Raw genomic sequence first — 16,666 nt, forward strand, 5'->3', positions numbered from 1 at the left:
TAGGTGCCCTTGCCCGTGGCGCGCTGAATCAAAAACCCGGGCACGCAGGATCAAGACTTCCAGCCCGCCAGGGGCCCTAATGGAGGCATCCGCTTTAGCGCCTTCCTTCACTTTTTCAGGCTGCGCCATGATCAACATCGAAACCCCCACGTACTACACCGCCACCAAGAAATACAACCTCAGCTTCCCCACCCTGGAACAGGATATCGACGCGGACGTCGTGGTCATCGGCGGCGGTTTTTCCGGGATCAACACCGCCCTTGAGCTGGCGGAAAAAGGCATCACCAACATTGTTGTGCTTGAAGCGCGCTACCTGGGCTTTGGCGGCACGGGCCGCAACGGCGGGCAGATCATGGCGGGCATCGGCCATGACCTGGAGAAGATCAAGAAGGACGTGGGCGAAGACGGCCTGCGCCAGGTGTTCGAGATCAGCGACCTGGGCGCCGACATCATCAAGAACCGCATCGCCAAGTACAACATCGACGCCGACTTTTGCCACGGCTACGGCTACATGGGCTTCAACGCCCGCCAGGAAAAAACCCTGCGCGCCTGGGAGAAGGACTTCAAGTCGATCAACAGCCAGCACGAAATCCGCTTTCTCGGCGGCTCCGACGTGCAGCAGATCATCGGCTCCAAAGCCTACACCAGCGCCCTGTTGCACATGGGTGGCGGGCATGTGCATTCACTCAACCTGCTGCTGGGCGAAGCCACCGCGCTGGCCAGCCATGGTGTGAAAATCTTCGAGAACAGCCCGGCCCTGGAAGTCAGCTACGGCGAGCGCATCACCGTGCGCACCGGCCGCGGTTCGGTGCGCGCCAGCAAGTTGCTGTGGGCCTGTGACAGCTTTCTCAACAAGCTGGAGCCGGAACTGCACCGCTCGACCATCAACACCTACGCGTTCCAGATGATGACCGAGCCGTTGTCGGAGGAGTTGATCCAGCGCATCAGCCCGATCCGTGGGGCCTACAGCGACATCCGCCCGGTGATCGACTACTACCGCGTAACCAATGAAAACCGCCTGCTGTTCGGCGCCGCCACGCCTTTGGTAGAGCACATTCCCGGCGATCTGAAAGCCTGGAACCGCCAACTGATGCTGAAGATTTTCCCCTACCTCAAGGACGTGAAAATCGACCTGGCCTGGGGCGGCCCAATGGCCTGCAGCCCGAACCTGTTCCCGCAGCTGGGTACCTTGCCGGGGCGCAGCAATGCGTTTTTCGTGCAGGGCTATTCCGGCTTTGGCGTCACCCCCAGCCACATCATCTGCAAGGTACTGGCCGAAGGCATGAGCGAAGGCTCGGCGCGTTATGACCTGGTCAGTTCGATCCCCCGCCCCACCATCATCGGCAAGGACGCGATTCGCCCCCTGCTGCTGACGGCGGGCAAATCCTGGCACCAACTTTCCGGCTACTGGAACGGTCGCCGCTAACCCCTGTAGGAGCGGGCTTGCCCGCGAAAAACGTCAACGATAACGGGTGCTTTCTGAATGAACGTGGCGCCTGTGAGTTTTTCGCGAGCAAGCTCGCTCCTACAAAAAATAATGTCGTATTTATCAGGAGCATCTGCCATGACCCTTACCGCTATCAAACACAACGTCCAGCTGTCGGAACTCGACGCCTGGGGCACCGTGGCCGACCTCGGCTCGCAAATCCTCGAAGGCGAAGTACGCGCCTTCGGCAAGATGACCTTCGGCACGCCCACCGATGCGGTCAGCAGTGCGTACTTCGGCACCACTCAGGGCAAGTTCCGCATGGTCTACCCCTTCGCCGAGCAAGCCACGGTGGTCACCGGCGAAGTGGTGCTGACTGACGAATCCACCGGCCAGTCCACCCGCTACCAGGCCGGAGACAGCTGGTTCGTGACCAAGGGCACGCCTGTGCTGTGGGAAGTGGTCAGCGAGAGTTTCGTCAAACACTACTTCGCCGTCGTGTAAGGGAGGCGTTGCCATGTCGAATTCATCTGACTGGATCACCGTAGGCGCGTTGGCTGAGGGGTTTGCACCCCAGGCGTTCATTCTGCCGAACCTGGCCGACCTGGCCGGCCAGACCTTCACCCTGCATTTTGCCAATGGCTGGCAGATCGAACACCGCTTCGAACAGGAGCGCCTGGCCTGGCACGCCGCCGATGGCCACTCCAGCGGCAGCGCCGCCTACCGCGCCAGCTCGATTCGCCCCGGCCTGTACCTGGTGGACTTTATCAAGCACGAGGCCGGGCAAAGCTGGTCGATCAGCCTGGTGCTGGACACGCCAACTGCCTCCTTTACCGCCGTGATTGGCCGTATGCCAGAACCGGCAGAGACCTACGAAGGCCTGTACCACCGTGCCCTGGCCGGCAAGCCGCTGACCTCGGTACAGGTTGACTTCCTCCACGGCAGCCTCGACCGGCCGTGGCAGGACGGCCACTGCCTGCACGCCCCCACCGAAGAGTTGGTCGGCCTGCGCAACCACTATCGCTACAGCCCCAGCGAGGTCTACGAGCACATCTACCTCAACCCGCGGTTCTACGCCTGGCAATGCCTCGAGGGCGTGGAGAAAGGCCTGTGCGACACCGACCGCTGCCATTACTACAAGATCGCCGAGCAGCTTTACTTGTTCGTCTGGCAGGAGAAGATCGTGCCGACCCTCGGCCTGGTGCTGATCGACCTGCAACAGCACCGCAGCGACGGCAAGATCTTCGGCTATGCCGGGGCGTCCTTCGACGCGCTGTCGAACTTCCCGATCAGTTCCTATTGCCAGGTGCTCAACCACACGGAGTACCCCCGTGACTGAGCCGCGCACGGTGGTGATCACCGGGGCCGGCACCGGCATCGGCGCCGCCTGCGCACGCTTGTACGCACAGGAAGGCGCGCATCTGGTGCTGATCGGTCGGCGTCGTGAGCCACTGGAACAGGTGGCGCAGGACACCGGCGGGCTGATCCTGATGGGCGATGCCGCCTGCCCGGACACCTGGGACGGCTTTATCCAGCAAATCCGCACCCACTTCGGGCGCCTCGATGTGCTGCTGGCCTGTGCCGGTGGCCACGGGCTGGGCAGCGCGACGCAGACCAGCCCCGCCACTTGGGAAGGCGCGCTGCGCAGCAACCTCGACAGTGCGTTCTACAGCGCTCGCGCCTGCCTGCCGCTGTTACAGGAAAGCGCCGGGAACATGGTGCTGATTGGCTCCATCGCCTCATTGGCGGCAGGCCCCGAGGTGTGTGGCTACACCACTGCCAAGCATGCGTTGCTAGGGCTCAATCGCTCGCTGGCCCGTGACTATGGGCCCCATGGCGTGCGGGTGAACGCGGTGTGCCCAGGCTGGGTGCACACGCCGATGGCCGACGCCGAGATGCAGCCGTTGATGGAGGCGTACGGCGAGACCTTGCAGCAGGCCTATGCGCGTGTGTGTGCCGATGTACCGCTGCGGCGCGCCGCCCATGCCGACGAGATCGCCAAGGTGTGCCGCTTCCTGGCCAGCGACGACGCCTCGATCATCACCGGCGCCACCTTGGTGGCGGACGGTGGTTCCAGCATCGTCGACGTGCCGACGCTGGCGTTTACGCGCCTGGAGCCTGCCCATGACGAATGACCTGGATTTCAGCGGCCAGGTCGTGCTGGTCACCGGCGGCGCCCAGGGCATTGGCCTGGGCATCGTCCAAGCCTTTGCCGAACGCGGTGCGCGGGTGGTGATTGCCGACCGCCTGCTTGAACAGGCTGAAGCCGTGGCCGCCGGGTTGTGCGCGCAGGGCTATCAAGTGGAAGCCGTTGGCGTTGACCTGGCGGATGCCGAAGCGGTGCTTGCTTGCGTCCAAGGCTTGGCGCAACTGGATGTGCTGGTGCACAACGCCGGGTACTTTCCGCTGACAGCCTTTGCCGACATCACCCCAGCGATTCTGGAGCGCACCCTGGCGGTGAACCTGTCGGCGCTGTTCTGGCTGACCCAGGCGGCGCTGCCGAGGTTTCGTGCGCAAGGCCGGGGCTGCGTGCTGGTGACGTCTTCGGTTACCGGCAACCGCGTGGGTTATCCGGGGCTGAGTCACTATGCGGCGTCCAAGGCCGGGGTGAATGGGTTTATCCGCAATGCAGCGCTGGAGCTGGCGCCGTTGAATGTGCGGGTCAACGGCGTGGAGCCGGGCATGATCGCCACCCCAGCGATGGATAACCTGGGCGATGCGGCCGTGAATGACAGCATCGCCCGCCGTGTGCCGCTGGGGCGCCTGGGCGCGGCGGCGGATATTGCCGGGGCGATGGTGTTTCTGGCCTCTGACCTGGCGGGCTATATCACCGGGCAGACGCTGGTGGTGGATGGTGGGTCTACCCTACCCGAAACCTGAACCCCGAACTAACTGTAGGAGCGAGCTTGCTCGCGAAAAACGTCAACGATAACGCGTGTTTCCTGAATGAACGCGGCGCCTGTGGGTCTTTCGCGAGCAAGCTCGCTCCTACAAAATGCCTTGCCTGCTCCTAGCTTGAAGAAGCTGTTTATGCCTGCACCGCCTGCAACCGGCTCGAACGAAAATCCTTGGGCGATACCTCGAACTGCTTCTTGAACGAGCGGCTGAAATGCGCCGAGTCGGTAAAGCCCCATTTGTACGCAATGGAGGTAATCGACTCACTGCGCAGGAACGGGTTGGTCAAGTCATCCGCACTGCGCTTGAGGCGTGCGCGCTGGATGTAGCGGCAGACGCTATCGTCCTGTTCTTCAAACAGACGGTACAGGTGCCGCACCGAGATATTCAGGCGGTTGGCCAGGCCGATCGGGCTCAGGCCTGGCTGGCTCAGCGACTCATCAATAACCTTTTGCACATAGCTGCGCAGGTTATTGCCCTGCAACGCGGCCACGCCTTCGCGGCACTCGTCGCCCTGCTCCAACGCCGAACCCAGCAGCGACACGAAGGCCGCTTGCAGCGCCTCTACTTGCGTGGCGTCTTCGTCGATATCGTCCTTGCACAATTGGTCCATCAGCACATGCAGCATGCGCCCACAGGCCTTGGTCGAGGAGACCTTGCCGAAGGCCCGTGCCTGGCCGCCCAGGTGCTTGCACACCGCCGTGCGCGACAGGGACAGCGAGGCGTGTTCGATCAGGCCGAAGGGGGTGATTTCGATGGAACCCACCGAATCCATCAACAGCATTTCGCCGGGGGCCAGTTGCACCGTCTGGTCGTTCTGGGTGATTTGCGAATAGCCGCTGCGCTGGCTGACCAGGAAACATTCCTGGTCGTTGTCATGGTCGGCGTGGTGCGTCGGGCGCCTGATCAGCCCGGCATTGGTGCGCAGGATGGCCAGGCCACGCGACAGGTTGTGGATCTCGCCGATAAACAGCGAACGGTTGAAAGCCAGTTCGGTATCGAAGTGGCCGCACGCGGCGCGCAGTTCGCGGTTCCAGCTGTCGAGCCCGTCGGGTGCATGCTGTGGGATGCTCATGGGGTGTCTCCGCAGTGGCGTTATTCTTTTTGTTCTGGGTGCAATAGTTAACATGTTATCTATATGCACGCAACAACAACCTGTTTGCCCTTTGCAGAAGCACTAATGGTGCCAATCACAGGCCCGACAATACTCGTTGTAGACCCACCAATGCAGCCAGCAGATACCCGCGTTGCTCGGCGCTCAACGCAATGTAGCGCCGAAACGCCGGCATGCGGTTGACCACCTCGCTGCCACCCATATGCTCCAGGCGCACGCACCACTGCTGGCCTTGAAGCTCGATGCGCAGGCGCTTGAAATCCAGCGGCATCAACGCCTGGAACAACGCGCTGTCAGCCTGCAAACGCGCCTGCAACTCCCGGCCCAGTGCCTGGTTGCCAGCGCGGCGCCGCACATGAATGCCGCTGCGACGGATCGCGCCGCCATGGTGCACCTCAACGCGGGCGGTGCCACCCGCTGCAGCAGGAACGCGCAGGACACACTCGGTCAGCACCAGGTGCATCAACAACTGCGACTCGGTGCGCTCGACAATCTCGAAGGCCACACCGTCCACTTCAAGGGTGGCCAGGCCCAGATCACGCCGCAGGTGGGCCAGGGTCACCCCCGGCCGGTACCCGCTGGGTGCGCGATCGGCACGAAACAGCTCAAACAGTTTTTGCCGCAAGGTCGCTATAACTGGCATGGGCGTGCCCCGGTTCATGATTGAATTCCCTGGCCAACACCTCTTCCACGCAGGCGGGCTTGAAGGGGTTGACCTTCTGCACCACCAGGGTCCAGAACAGCGCATAGGTGGCCGTCACGCCAAGCATCACGCCAAACGGCACGTAAATGTCCGCCGGGTTCATGCCGGGCGGGGTGATAAACCACATGCCCAGCAGAATGCCAATGCTGGAGACGATCTGCGGCAGCGGGAACCACGGCGAACGGTAGGCCCGGGGCAAGTCCGGACGCCGAATGCGCAGGATCACCACCGACAGCGTCACCAACAGGTAAGCAAAACTCCACGCGCACACCGCCGCCAGCACCAGGTGCATGATGTTGTCGGTGTTGCCGCCCAGGTACAGCGCATGCAGGCACGGGATCAACATGGCCACGAGAATGCACAGCAGCGGCGTTTTAAAGCGCGGATGCAGGTAGGTGAACACCTTGGGCAAGGCGCCGTCCACCGCCATGCCGTAGAGGATGCGCGGCACGCCGGCCATCAGGGTATTGATGGTCGCAGCGCCAGCGAACAGAAAGCCGATGCCCAGCCACAACGGGCCGATCTGCCCCATCACTTGTTCGGCGAACCGGGGGATGGCCATGGGCGTGTCCAACAGGTGCACACCGGAAGCCGCATCGAGCACCACGTTCTCCACCTGGCGCTTCATTGCCGCGCCATAGATGAACATGCACGTGGCCACGCCCATCAGCCCGAGCATCATCGCCCGTGGCATCACCTTGGCCGATTGGCGCAGGTCCGGCGCCAGCGGCGTGACGAACTCGCAGCCCACGAACATGAACATCGCCATGCCCACCAGCGACAGCACGGTGACCAGGTCGGTGCCCACCAGCGACTCACCGAACCAGCCCTCCAACTGCACCGCCGGCGCGGCGATCAGGCCCAGTACGCCAAACACCATCAGGGTGGCCCACATGCCGAAGGTCAGGATGATCTCCGCACGGCCAAATGCGCTGACGCCAAAGGCATTCAGCACGCCGAACACCAGCACGAAACCGACGCCCAGCAACCACGAGCCACCGGCCGACTCTGCCAGGGTATTGAGGTGTTCGAAGTTGACCAGGGCCATGACCCCGGCGAGGATGGTTTCGGCGGTGCCGGCGAACACATGCACGATCAGGTAGGCCGACAAGGTGCCGGTGATCGCAAAGAACCGGCCCATGCCGCAGTTGATGTAGTCGTACACCGAACCGGTGGTGGGCAGTATCGACGCCGCCTCGGCGAAGGTGGTGGCCTGGGCCAGCATCATCACCACGGCGATCAGCATCGCCAGGGCAAACGCACTGCCACCGATGCCAAAGCCCATGGTGGCGGTGAGGATCACCGGGCTGGCCATGATCAGGCCGATGGTGCTGGCCAACGCAGTGGGAAAACCTACCGTGCCCCGGTTGAGGTGTGCGGTGAGTCGGTCGTTGATCGACATGGAGGGGTCCTCGAAGCGGTTTTTTTTAATGTGTCGGCACTCTGCGCCCCACTCCCGTTGATCGTCTTGCCCCTGTCTGCCGCCGGTTTTGTTGCTGCCTGCCAGGGCGTGTGGCCTGGCGGCCAGAGTCAATTGCCTGGCACGCAGGGAAAAGACTTGGCCTCATACCGCTCGCCCTAATGCGCCCTCACTCTTAACCAAGATGGGGGCAATAACAATGGAGCACACACTGAAAAACCGCCGCCTGCGCCAGGCGGTCGGCCTGGGCGTGGCACTGCTGGTGGGCCAGGCGCAGGCCATCGAGTTGTATGCCGACGCCGACACCCAGGTCACCGGCAACTTCCTCGCCGTGTACGGTATGTTCAACAGCCCGAAGAACTACGATGGGCGCAGCGGCGGCTCCACCTGGCGCGAAGCCTTCATCAAGTACGGTTTGAGCGTCGAACAAAGCCTGGGCCACCTGGGCGGCGTGTATGGCACGGCCAACCTGGTGAGTTCCGGTACCTGGGGCGATGGCGATGCGGCAGGGCTGACCAACGGCACCGAGCGCACCACCAAGTTTGACGAGGCCTTTGCAGGCTGGCGCTCTGGCGAGCTGTTACCGGCGCTGGGCAAGGACGGCCTGGACCTGTCGTTCGGTCGCCAGATCATCATGCTCGGCGACGGTTTTATCCTTAACGACGACGGCCCCAACCTGGGCAATGGCGTGGGCGACGGCGAGTTCAATCGCGGCGGCGCCTACTACATCGCCGCGCGCCATGCCTTCGATAAAACGGCGGTGATTCGCCTGGGCGGCAAGGACGGCGTGCATGGCAGCCTGATGTGGATCAAGTCCGACAACCGCGCCCAGGCGCTCACCGAAATGGCCGCCGGCACCCTGGAATACACTGCCGCGCCGGGCACCCTGGGGCTGACCTACATTCACGGCATCGACGTGGATGAGCGCTTCGCCACCGACCTGCAGCGCCAGCGCAAAGGCATGAACCTCTACAGCCTGCGCGGCGCCGGCAGTGCCGGTATCGACAACGCGCACTTCGCCTTCGAACTGGCGCGCCAAAGCCGTCGCGACGGCCAGGAAAATGCCGGTTACGTCGAAGCCGGCTACACCTTCGCCAACCTGCCGTGGTCACCGGACCTGACCTATCGTTATGCACGCTATTCAAGGGACTGGGACGGCATGTTCTCAGGTTTCAACCGTGGCTACGGCACCTGGGTGCAAGGCGAAGTGGCGGGCAACTATTCCGGCCCCTTCAACAGCAACACCGCCGTGCAGCACGTGGCGCTCAAGGTCAAACCCTTGGAGAACGTCACCCTTGGGGCGCTGTTCTTCGACTACAACACCGTGAGTACCCGTGACCAGCCCAATCTGGATGGCCGCGAACTGGACCTGTATGCCGAATGGGCCGTCAACGAGCACCTGATCATCACACCGCTGCTCGGCCTGTACAAACCGAATAAATCAGCCGAAAACGGCGGCAATCAGGTCGGCGGCAGCGGCACCAATGTCTACAGCCAACTGGTGGTCGCCGTGCCGTTCTAAACCGCCTCGGGCGCGCACGGAGGCAGCGCCCGGACCTCGGCATAGGCGCCCTGATGATAGAGCAGCGGCGCACGGCCAAAGTCATCAAAGGCCACCACCTTGCCGATCATGATCCAATGGTCACCGCCGTCCACCTGCTGGTATTTCTCACAGTGAAAACGCGCCGAGCAATCGGCGAACACCGGCGAGCCACCCTCCCCCGGCTCGTATTCGATCAGGGCGAAGCGGTCCTCACGGGGGCGCGCGAAATTGTTGGATAGATGCACCTGGTCCGCCGCCAACACATTCACCGCAAAGTGGCTGGCCTCCTCGAACACCGCATGGCTGTTGGAGCGTTTGTCGATGCTCCACAGCACCAGCGGCGGGTCGAGGGACACCGAGTTGAAACTGTTGGCGGTCACGCCCACCTTGCGCCCGGAAGCGGTGGCGGCGGTGACCACGGTCACGCCAGTGGCAAAGTTGCCCAAGGCGCGACGAAAGGCTCGTGGGTCGAATACGTCAGACATGCAAGACTCCCGGGTGGCCTCTATGGGCCGCCCTGATTGTTGTAGGGAAAACGCGGCTACACCATGCTCGGGTCGGGTTCCAGGCCCATCAGCTCACGGCCAAGGATCTGCGCGCACACGTCATAGTCGGTGTAGGCATGGGCGCCGGTCATATGGGAATCGCGGAACAGGCGCTGCATTTCGTTGTGTTCGAACCAGGCATTGCCACCGGCGGCGGCGAACAGGCGGTCTACCGCTTCGATGCACATCTTGGTGGCGTAGGCCTGGTTGGTGCGCCAGAACGCCAGGGTTTCTCGCGTTGGGTAGCGGTGGGCGGCGCTGTGTTCGGCGTGGTCTTGCCAGGTCTTTTCCAGAAACGCCCGGGCGGCGGCCACTTGGTGGGTGGACTCGGCCAGGCGCATCAGCGCCGGGGTCGCGGCGCCGACGGCGGCACCGGTGTAGGCACGTACGCGGTTTTTGGTTTTTTCGCGGAACACCTCCAGCATGCGCTCGGCCACGCCGAGGCTGACGGTGGAGAAACCACTGGCGAAATACGGCCGGTACGGCGCGTAGAAAATCTGGCTGTCTGGGTACAGGCCAAAGCCTGCAGACTTGCCTTCCATCATGTCCTTGGCCTTCTGGATCCGGTGCTCCGGCACCCAGGCGTTGTCGATGATCAGGGTCTTGGTGCCGCTGCCTTTCATGCCGGCTGCAAACCAGTCATCGCGGATCTGATAGTCACTGCGCGGCAGCACGGCAAAGCAGTAATCCTGGGTGCCTTCGGCATTCTGGCGACGGCAGCCAACAATCGCCCATTCGCCATGGTCACAGCCGCTGCTCCAGCCCATCTCGCCACTGAAGTACACGCCGCCCTCGCCCTCGGTCACCCGGCCGAACGGCGCAATACTGCTGCTGGCCGTTGCATCCGGGTTGGCGCCCCAGATCTCCTCCTGCAACTGCGCCGAGAACAGCGCCAGTTGATGGCTGTGGGTGCACAACAAACTCATGGCCCAGGCGGTGCTGGCGCAACTGCCGGCGAGCAAGGCGATGCAATCGGCGAATTCGGGCAGCGACAGTTCCAGGCCGCCGAATGCCTTGGGCTGGAAGGCGCGGTGCAGGCCGATGCTTTTGAGCAGCGCGATATTCTCATCCGGCACTTGGCGCAGCTGTTCGGCACGGCTGGCGTTCGCGGCAATGGCAGGCAGAAGAGGCTTGAGGTCTTCGAGGAGCGGGTTTGGCTTTTTCATGGACGGCCCTGCTTATTATTGGAAGTCCGGCAGGCGCTCCAAATCGTGGAACGGCGCGGGATGCAGGGCCAGTATCGACCGGCTTGCGCCAGCACAACATGCACGTTCGGCAGGCAAGGTTGTACTTTTCACAGGCACGGCAGGCACAGGCATAAAACCTGGCAGGCACAGTCAAGCCGCGTACCTGCGCGTTGGTTAACCTCGAGTTTTCTTTTGTGAACTGCCAGGAACCTGCCATGAGCGATATCCCGCTGCTGCCTCACGTCGAAGCCTTTTTGCGCCGCCGTCATGGGCTATTCATCGACGGCGCCAGTGTGCGCAGCCACGCCGATGCACGCCTGAGCGTGACCAACCCCGCCACCGGCCAGGTGATCGCCGATGTGGCCGACGCAGACCTGGCGGATATCGACGCTGCGGTCGCTTGCGCCAACCGAGGTTTCCAGTTGTGGTCACAGACCGCACCGGCCATTCGTGGCAACGTGCTGCTGAAACTGGCCGACCTGCTGGAGCACCACCGCGAAGAACTGGCGCAGATCGAAACCTGCCAGTCGGGCAAGATCATCCAGATTTCCCGCGCCTTTGAGGTCGACCAGGCCGCGCACTTCCTGCGCTACTACGCAGGCTGGGCCACCAAACTCAGCGGCCAGACCCTCACGCCGTCGCTGCCTTCGTTCAATGGCGAGCGCTACACCGCCTTCACTTTGCGCGAACCGGTGGGCGTGGTGGTGGGCATTGTGCCGTGGAATTTCTCGACCATGATCGCCATCTGGAAGCTCGCCTCGGCGCTGGTAACCGGCTGCAGCATCATCATCAAGCCCAGCGAATTCACGCCGCTGACCCTGCTGCGCATCGCCGAACTGGCCATCGACGCCGGGTTGCCGGCGGGCGTGCTCAACGTGCTGACCGGTGGCGGCCATGTCGGCAAGGGGCTGGTGGAACACCCCGGCACCCACAAGGTGTCGTTCACCGGCTCAGTGCCCACCGGTATTGCGGTGGGCCGCAGTGCCATGGGCGCAGGCCTCACCCGCGCGACCCTGGAACTGGGCGGCAAGAACGCCGCCGGCTTCCTGCCCGATATGAACGTGGACAAGGCTGTGGATGGGATCATCGAAGCAGGCTTCTTGCACTCAGGGCAAATCTGCGCGGCGGCCGAACGCTTCTTCGTGCACCGCTCGCAGATTGACGCCGTGCTGGAAAAACTAAAAGCACGCCTCAGCCGACTGAACATTGGCTCGCCCCTGGACGAACTCACCGACTTCGGCCCGGTGACCCACCAGCAACACCAACACAAACTGCTCGGCTACTTCAACCAGGCCCGCGCCGAAAACAACACGATCATCCACGGCGGCCACCTCATCGACCGCCCGGGCTGCTACGTCGAGCCCACCGTGATCCTCGCCAACCACCTGCACGACACCCTGCTCAACGAAGAAACCTTCGGCCCCATCGCCACCTTCTTGCCCTACGACAGCGAAGACGAACTGCTGGCCATGATGAACCACGGGCCCTACGGCTTGAGCGCCAGCCTGTGGACCAATGACCTGGGCAAGGCCCTGCGCATGATCCCGGCCGTCAAGGCGGGCACCGTGTGGGTGAACATGCACACCCTGCTCGACCCGGCAGTGCCGTTTGGGGGCAGTCGGTCTTCGGGGCTGGGGCGGGAGTTTGGCAGTGCGTTTATTGAGGATTACACCGAGCTTAAGTCGGTGATGGTTCGGTATTGAATGGCTGTAGGAGCGAGCTTGCTCGCGAAAAACCCACAGGCGCCGCGCTTACTCAGGACGCCCGCGTTATCGTTGACGTTTTTCGCGAGCAAGCTCGCTCCTACATGGGGTATTTAGCGTACCCGCAATGGCGCGGTTATCGGACCGCTCTTACACAACTTTCGGGTTGCGTCCGATGAGCCTCGCCGCTAACCATAGCGTCCAAAACTCTCAAGGGTGTTGTGGCGGCTGTGCATGGGAGGCTTCGGCCTGCCGGGTTTCTATGACCGGTCTACCACCCCGTGTACAGTCGCCTCCTTACTTCGTGTGGTAGCGAAATGCTGGAGTCCACGACTGTCTGTGCCGAACAGCTTGACGGTCACGCCCGCAAGCAGGTGCTGGCGGTGGTGCAGATGATCGAGATTGCGCAGTTGCTGGTAGATGAAGCGCTGAACCGTGAGTGCCCGGTGGCCTGATGAAAACGCACAACCCCAACAGGCAATGACATTCCCCTTTGGGAGCTGTCGAGCTTTAGCGAGGCCGCGATATGAATATGTTGACCGTGCCGCCGCCATCGCAGCCTCGCTAAAGCTCGACAGCTCCCACATTGGATCGGCTGCATCTCAGTAGAGAGTGATCCATGCTGGAACTTCACTGCTATCATCCAGCCACTACTTATGACATGGAGGTCGCTATGCACCAGGTAACAACCCTCGCTTGCTTACTGGCATGCGGCGCCCTCACCGGCTGCAGCATCACGCAAACCGTCACGCCCGTCCCCTCCTCTACTGTTCACTCCCCTGAAATCTGCATGATCCCCGCCGCGGGCTTGCGTGAAGGCTTCAACACGACTTACACCGCTCAATTACGCACTAAGGGCTTTCAACCCCGCGAGTTGCCGCCAGGCGCCCCGCCCGCCAGTTGCGCGCTGTCGACCACTTATATCGGTACATGGAGCTGGGACATGGCGCTGTACATGAGCTTCGCCGATATTCAGGTGTTCGAGAACGGTCGAAGGGTCGGACAGGCGTTGTATGACTCAACTTCGGGTGGCGCCCGAATGGGCAAGTTCATCGATGCGCGAAGCAAAATCATCGAGATGACCAATCAGCTGTTTCCCAATGCTGATTACGGCATGACTCGACCGTCTTCCCTAGAGTGAGCTCACCCACCAGCCTGCGCCACGCTTCACACCACCTTCTGTAGGAGCGAGCTTGCTCGCGAAAAACCCACAGGCGCCGCGTTTACTCAGGACGCCCGCGTTATCGTTGACGTTTTTCGCGAGCAAGCTCGCTCCTACATGGCATTATCGTGCCAGGCTACCAGGTGCCCATCGCCAGGCTGTGCGGTGAAAATTCAGCGAATTGCCAACGCAAGGCCAACGCTGCCGGGCGGCGGACCACATGTTCCACCGTCACCGTCCATAAGCGCTGCGCGCCTTCGAACTCAGCCACTTGCGGCCCGCTCAGGATCAGCGAGGTACGCCCGGCCACTTGCAGCACGTCGCCCGTCTCGAAATCCACAAACAACAGCCCCGCCACCGGGTTGGCGTGCAGGTTACCAAGGGTGTTGAAGAACAGGTTGCCGGCGAAATCCGGAATGGTCAGTACGTTGCCTTGCACCCGCACAAACCCCGTATTGCCGCCTCGATGGGAGACGTCCACCGAGCGTTCGCCGTGCAGGTCGACGTAGCTGGCGACGAAGAAGGTGTCGGCGTGGCGGATCAGCGCTTGCGCCGCATCGTCCAGACGGTTGCTGCGCTCGGCCAGGTTGCCGGGTTTGCGCGCAATGCCGGCGACGGGGCGCAGTTGGATGTACTTGGGGCAGTTGCCGAAGGTGTGCACCACGTCCACCGTGAAGCCCTCATGCTCAAGCGTTCCAATGCGGCCATTCATGCGGTTGCGGCGGCGGGTGTTGAGGTCGATGCCCAGCAGGCCGATCGCCGCGCCATCCGCTATCCCAGCCCAGGCAGGATCGCTTTTGGCGGGCAGGCTGTCGATCTGCAGCCTGTGCGGATCCGGTGAATGCGCAAACCCTGGTGCGCCTTCCAGCATCGTTGCCCAGGGGATGCCCTGTTCGTCCACCACGCCTGCGATCAAGTACGGCAGCAGCGGATAGAAATCGCGGTGCTGCTCAGGCAAATGATCACGAATGACCTTGGGCCCGATCATGGCCATGCGTTCAGAGACGCCGGCACTTTCCTGCATGTGTCGTTCGCCGACATGCCAAGGGGTTGCTTCAATCGAGTGCATGGCGCTCACCTCCGGTTAGAGACTGAAGATGCTGCGCCCAGGCCGTGATAGAGAGAATGCCCACCCTGGGCAATCCACTATTACGCCAACTGAAACGCCGGATGCTCGCGCAACGCCGTGACGCAGTGGTCGACAAAGCTGCGCACGCGCATCGACGCATGACGGCCTTCGCGGTAGACCACATACACCGGCTGCGGCGGCAACTCAAAGGTAGGCAACAGGCGCTGCAACTGGCCACTCACCAGGTGTTCGTGCAGCGGGTAACTCAAGGTTCGAATCACGCCCGCCCCCTGCACCGCCGCATTGATCGCACCTTGGACAGTGGCGCAACTCAGCCGGGCGCGAGCCTTGAGGGTGTAATGCAGGAAATCCCAGTGCACCGGGTCGGCGCTGGCAATCAGATGATGCTGCTTGAGTTCAGCCGGATGCCTAGGTTCGCCCCGGGTCGCCAGGTAAGCAGGGCTGGCGCAAAGGACAGTGCCCACCTGCCCGACCTGCCGCGCAATCAGCGACGAACTGGGCAATTGGCCGACCAGCACCGCCACATCCAGCCCTTCTACGTGCAGGTTAGGGAAATAGTCGTGGTAGTGCGCGATGACACGCACCGCCGGGTAGCGATCCGCATAGCCGGCCAACAGCGGCGCCATGACGTAGCGGCTGAACAGTAACGGCAGGAATATCCGCAGGTCGCCCTGGGCCTGCACATGCAAACCGTTGGCCGAGGCCTCGGCCGCGTCCACCGCTGCCAGCAGGCGCACGCAGTCGGCAAGGTACGCCTGGCCTGCATCGGTCAGGTTGACCCCACGTGTACTACGTTGCAGCAACACCACGCGCAGGCGTGCCTCCAGGCGCGCAACCGCTCTTACCAGCGTGGGACCGGAAACCTGCGCATGGCGTGCCGCTGACGCCAGGCTGGGTTGCCCGGCCAGCGCGGCAAACAGCTGCATATCGCGAAAACGCTCCATCAGGCGCGCTGCTTGGTCGCCGCGTTCAGGGCCGGGTCCTGCCCGAGGCGCTGGCGGAGGAAGTCCACAAAAGTATTGACCTTGGCCGGTACGCGGCCGTTTTGCTGGAACACCACGTGGATCGGCAGCGGCGCCGGTTCGAAATCCTCCAACACCAGCTCCAGCTCACCCGCCGCCACCGCTGCCGCGACTTGGTAAGACAGCACCCGCGTCATGCCCCAGCCCAGGCGGGCCAGGTTGATCGCAGCATTGTTGGCGGTGACCACCAGGCGTGGCTCGATCGGTACCTTCAGCGGCTGGCCGGCGGCAATGAATGTCCACTCACTCACCAGTTGGCTGGACGATGAGGTGACGAGCTTGGCCTCACGCAACTGCTCGGGGCGCTGGGGCCGCCCGTGTTGGTCAAGATAAGCCGGCGATGCGCACACCACCCGGCGTACTTCGCCGACCTTGATCGCTTGCTGTCCGGATTGGTGCAGGTGGCCGATACGCACCGCTACATCCACACCTTCGTCGGTCATATTGACCACCCTGTCGACCAGCAAGGCGTTGATACTCACCAACGGAAAACGGTCCAGATAATCCCCCAGTACCGGCGCCACATACAGCTCGCCAAACAGTACCGGTGCGGTCACCGTCAACTGACCGCCCGGAATGGAGTAACTGCCCGCCGCCGCTTCCTCGGCCTCGTCCAGCTCGGCAAGGATGCGTCGGCAATCTTCCAGGTAACGTTGGCCGGCTTCGGTCAAGTGCAGGCTGCGGGTGGTGCGCGCCAGCAACTGAGTGCCGATGCGTTGCTCCATGGCGGCAATGGCCCGGGTCACGCTGGGCGGCGAGGTGTTCAGGCGGCGTGCGGCAGCGGCGAAGCCCTCCTCCTCGGCCACGGCCATGAACACCTGCATTTCATGAAATCGGTCCATCGGCGCCCCTCGGT

16 protein-coding genes and 1 pseudogene are annotated in these 16,666 nt (G+C 62.7%); 9 read left to right on the forward strand and 8 right to left on the reverse strand.

Annotated elements, in window-relative coordinates:
* Positions 1–127: 127 nt before the first annotated feature.
* From HU731_RS05430 to HU731_RS05450, 5 genes are all read left to right on the forward strand, one after another.
* Positions 128–1,426 (forward strand): NAD(P)/FAD-dependent oxidoreductase, encoded by a 1,299-nt coding sequence (locus HU731_RS05430; protein WP_186607702.1) that lies wholly within the window; start codon positions 128–130, stop codon positions 1,424–1,426.
* Between the two features lie 138 nt (positions 1,427–1,564).
* Positions 1,565–1,930, forward strand: coding sequence for a cupin domain-containing protein (locus tag HU731_RS05435; protein ID WP_186607701.1), 366 nt, complete (start codon positions 1,565–1,567; stop codon positions 1,928–1,930).
* A gap of 13 nt (positions 1,931–1,943) precedes the next feature.
* The gene (locus HU731_RS05440) at positions 1,944–2,765 is read left to right on the forward strand and encodes a molybdenum cofactor biosynthesis F family protein (RefSeq protein ID WP_186607700.1); all 822 of its coding nucleotides are present in this window, start codon (positions 1,944–1,946) and stop codon (positions 2,763–2,765) included.
* Positions 2,758–3,561, forward strand: coding sequence for an SDR family NAD(P)-dependent oxidoreductase (locus HU731_RS05445; RefSeq protein WP_186607699.1), 804 nt, complete (start codon positions 2,758–2,760; stop codon positions 3,559–3,561). Before HU731_RS05440 ends, HU731_RS05445 begins: the two co-directional genes overlap by 8 nt.
* A complete protein-coding gene (locus tag HU731_RS05450) occupies positions 3,551–4,306 on the forward strand; it encodes an SDR family oxidoreductase (protein ID WP_186607698.1) in 756 nt (251 codons plus the stop codon). Before HU731_RS05445 ends, HU731_RS05450 begins: the two co-directional genes overlap by 11 nt.
* A gap of 148 nt (positions 4,307–4,454) precedes the next feature.
* On the opposite strand, the gene feaR is transcribed toward HU731_RS05450, so the two are convergent.
* The 3 genes from feaR to HU731_RS05465 all read right to left on the reverse strand — a co-directional run bounded on the left by feaR (position 4,455) and on the right by HU731_RS05465 (position 7,540).
* Positions 4,455–5,396 (reverse strand): transcriptional regulator FeaR, encoded by a 942-nt coding sequence (gene feaR, locus HU731_RS05455; RefSeq protein WP_186607697.1) that lies wholly within the window; start codon positions 5,394–5,396, stop codon positions 4,455–4,457.
* A gap of 115 nt (positions 5,397–5,511) precedes the next feature.
* Positions 5,512–6,078 carry a DUF3156 family protein gene (locus HU731_RS05460; RefSeq protein ID WP_186607696.1) on the reverse strand — a complete coding sequence of 189 codons (567 nt, stop codon included), beginning with the start codon at positions 6,076–6,078 and terminating at the stop codon, positions 5,512–5,514.
* Positions 6,041–7,540 (reverse strand): APC family permease, encoded by a 1,500-nt coding sequence (locus tag HU731_RS05465; protein WP_186607695.1) that lies wholly within the window; start codon positions 7,538–7,540, stop codon positions 6,041–6,043. The genes HU731_RS05460 and HU731_RS05465 overlap by 38 nt, the downstream gene beginning before the upstream one ends.
* 217 nt (positions 7,541–7,757) lie before the next feature.
* Here HU731_RS05465 and HU731_RS05470 point away from each other — a divergent pair, with 217 nt between their 5' ends.
* Positions 7,758–9,080, forward strand: a complete 1,323-nt coding sequence (locus HU731_RS05470; protein ID WP_186607694.1) for an alginate export family protein — start codon at positions 7,758–7,760, stop codon at positions 9,078–9,080.
* A 32-nt stretch (positions 9,081–9,112) separates the two neighbouring features.
* On the opposite strand, the pseudogene HU731_RS05475 reads toward HU731_RS05470, so the two are convergent.
* Positions 9,113–9,586 (reverse strand): annotated as a pseudogene (locus HU731_RS05475) (flavin reductase family protein); the annotation flags it as partial.
* Between the two features lie 56 nt (positions 9,587–9,642).
* A complete protein-coding gene (locus HU731_RS05480) occupies positions 9,643–10,812 on the reverse strand; it encodes a p-hydroxyphenylacetate 3-hydroxylase oxygenase component (RefSeq protein ID WP_161906538.1) in 1,170 nt (389 codons plus the stop codon).
* Between the two features lie 236 nt (positions 10,813–11,048).
* Between HU731_RS05480 and HU731_RS05485 the strand changes: the two genes are divergently transcribed.
* The 3 genes from HU731_RS05485 (at position 11,049) to HU731_RS05495 (ending at position 13,677) form a co-directional block, all read left to right on the forward strand.
* Positions 11,049–12,536, forward strand: a complete 1,488-nt coding sequence (locus HU731_RS05485) for an aldehyde dehydrogenase family protein (protein WP_186607693.1) — start codon at positions 11,049–11,051, stop codon at positions 12,534–12,536.
* A gap of 317 nt (positions 12,537–12,853) precedes the next feature.
* Positions 12,854–12,991 carry a DUF6124 family protein gene (locus HU731_RS05490; RefSeq protein ID WP_014719091.1) on the forward strand — a complete coding sequence of 46 codons (138 nt, stop codon included), beginning with the start codon at positions 12,854–12,856 and terminating at the stop codon, positions 12,989–12,991.
* A gap of 164 nt (positions 12,992–13,155) precedes the next feature.
* Entirely contained in the window at positions 13,156–13,677 is a 522-nt protein-coding gene (locus HU731_RS05495) for an Sbal_3080 family lipoprotein (protein ID WP_367616871.1), read from the forward strand.
* Between the two features lie 157 nt (positions 13,678–13,834).
* On the opposite strand, the gene HU731_RS05500 is transcribed toward HU731_RS05495, so the two are convergent.
* From HU731_RS05500 to HU731_RS05510, 3 genes are all read right to left on the reverse strand, one after another.
* Complete coding sequence (locus HU731_RS05500; RefSeq protein ID WP_186607692.1) at positions 13,835–14,767, reverse strand: pyridoxamine 5'-phosphate oxidase family protein; 933 nt, start codon at positions 14,765–14,767, stop codon at positions 13,835–13,837.
* 80 nt (positions 14,768–14,847) lie between these two features.
* Positions 14,848–15,732 (reverse strand): LysR family transcriptional regulator, encoded by an 885-nt coding sequence (locus HU731_RS05505; protein ID WP_186607691.1) that lies wholly within the window; start codon positions 15,730–15,732, stop codon positions 14,848–14,850.
* Positions 15,732–16,652, reverse strand: a complete 921-nt coding sequence (locus tag HU731_RS05510) for a LysR family transcriptional regulator (protein ID WP_186607690.1) — start codon at positions 16,650–16,652, stop codon at positions 15,732–15,734. The genes HU731_RS05505 and HU731_RS05510 overlap by 1 nt, the downstream gene beginning before the upstream one ends.
* Positions 16,653–16,666 lie beyond the last annotated feature (14 nt).

The sequence above is a fragment of the Pseudomonas salmasensis genome, assembly GCF_014268375.2.
Taxonomy (GTDB): domain Bacteria; phylum Pseudomonadota; class Gammaproteobacteria; order Pseudomonadales; family Pseudomonadaceae; genus Aquipseudomonas; species Aquipseudomonas salmasensis.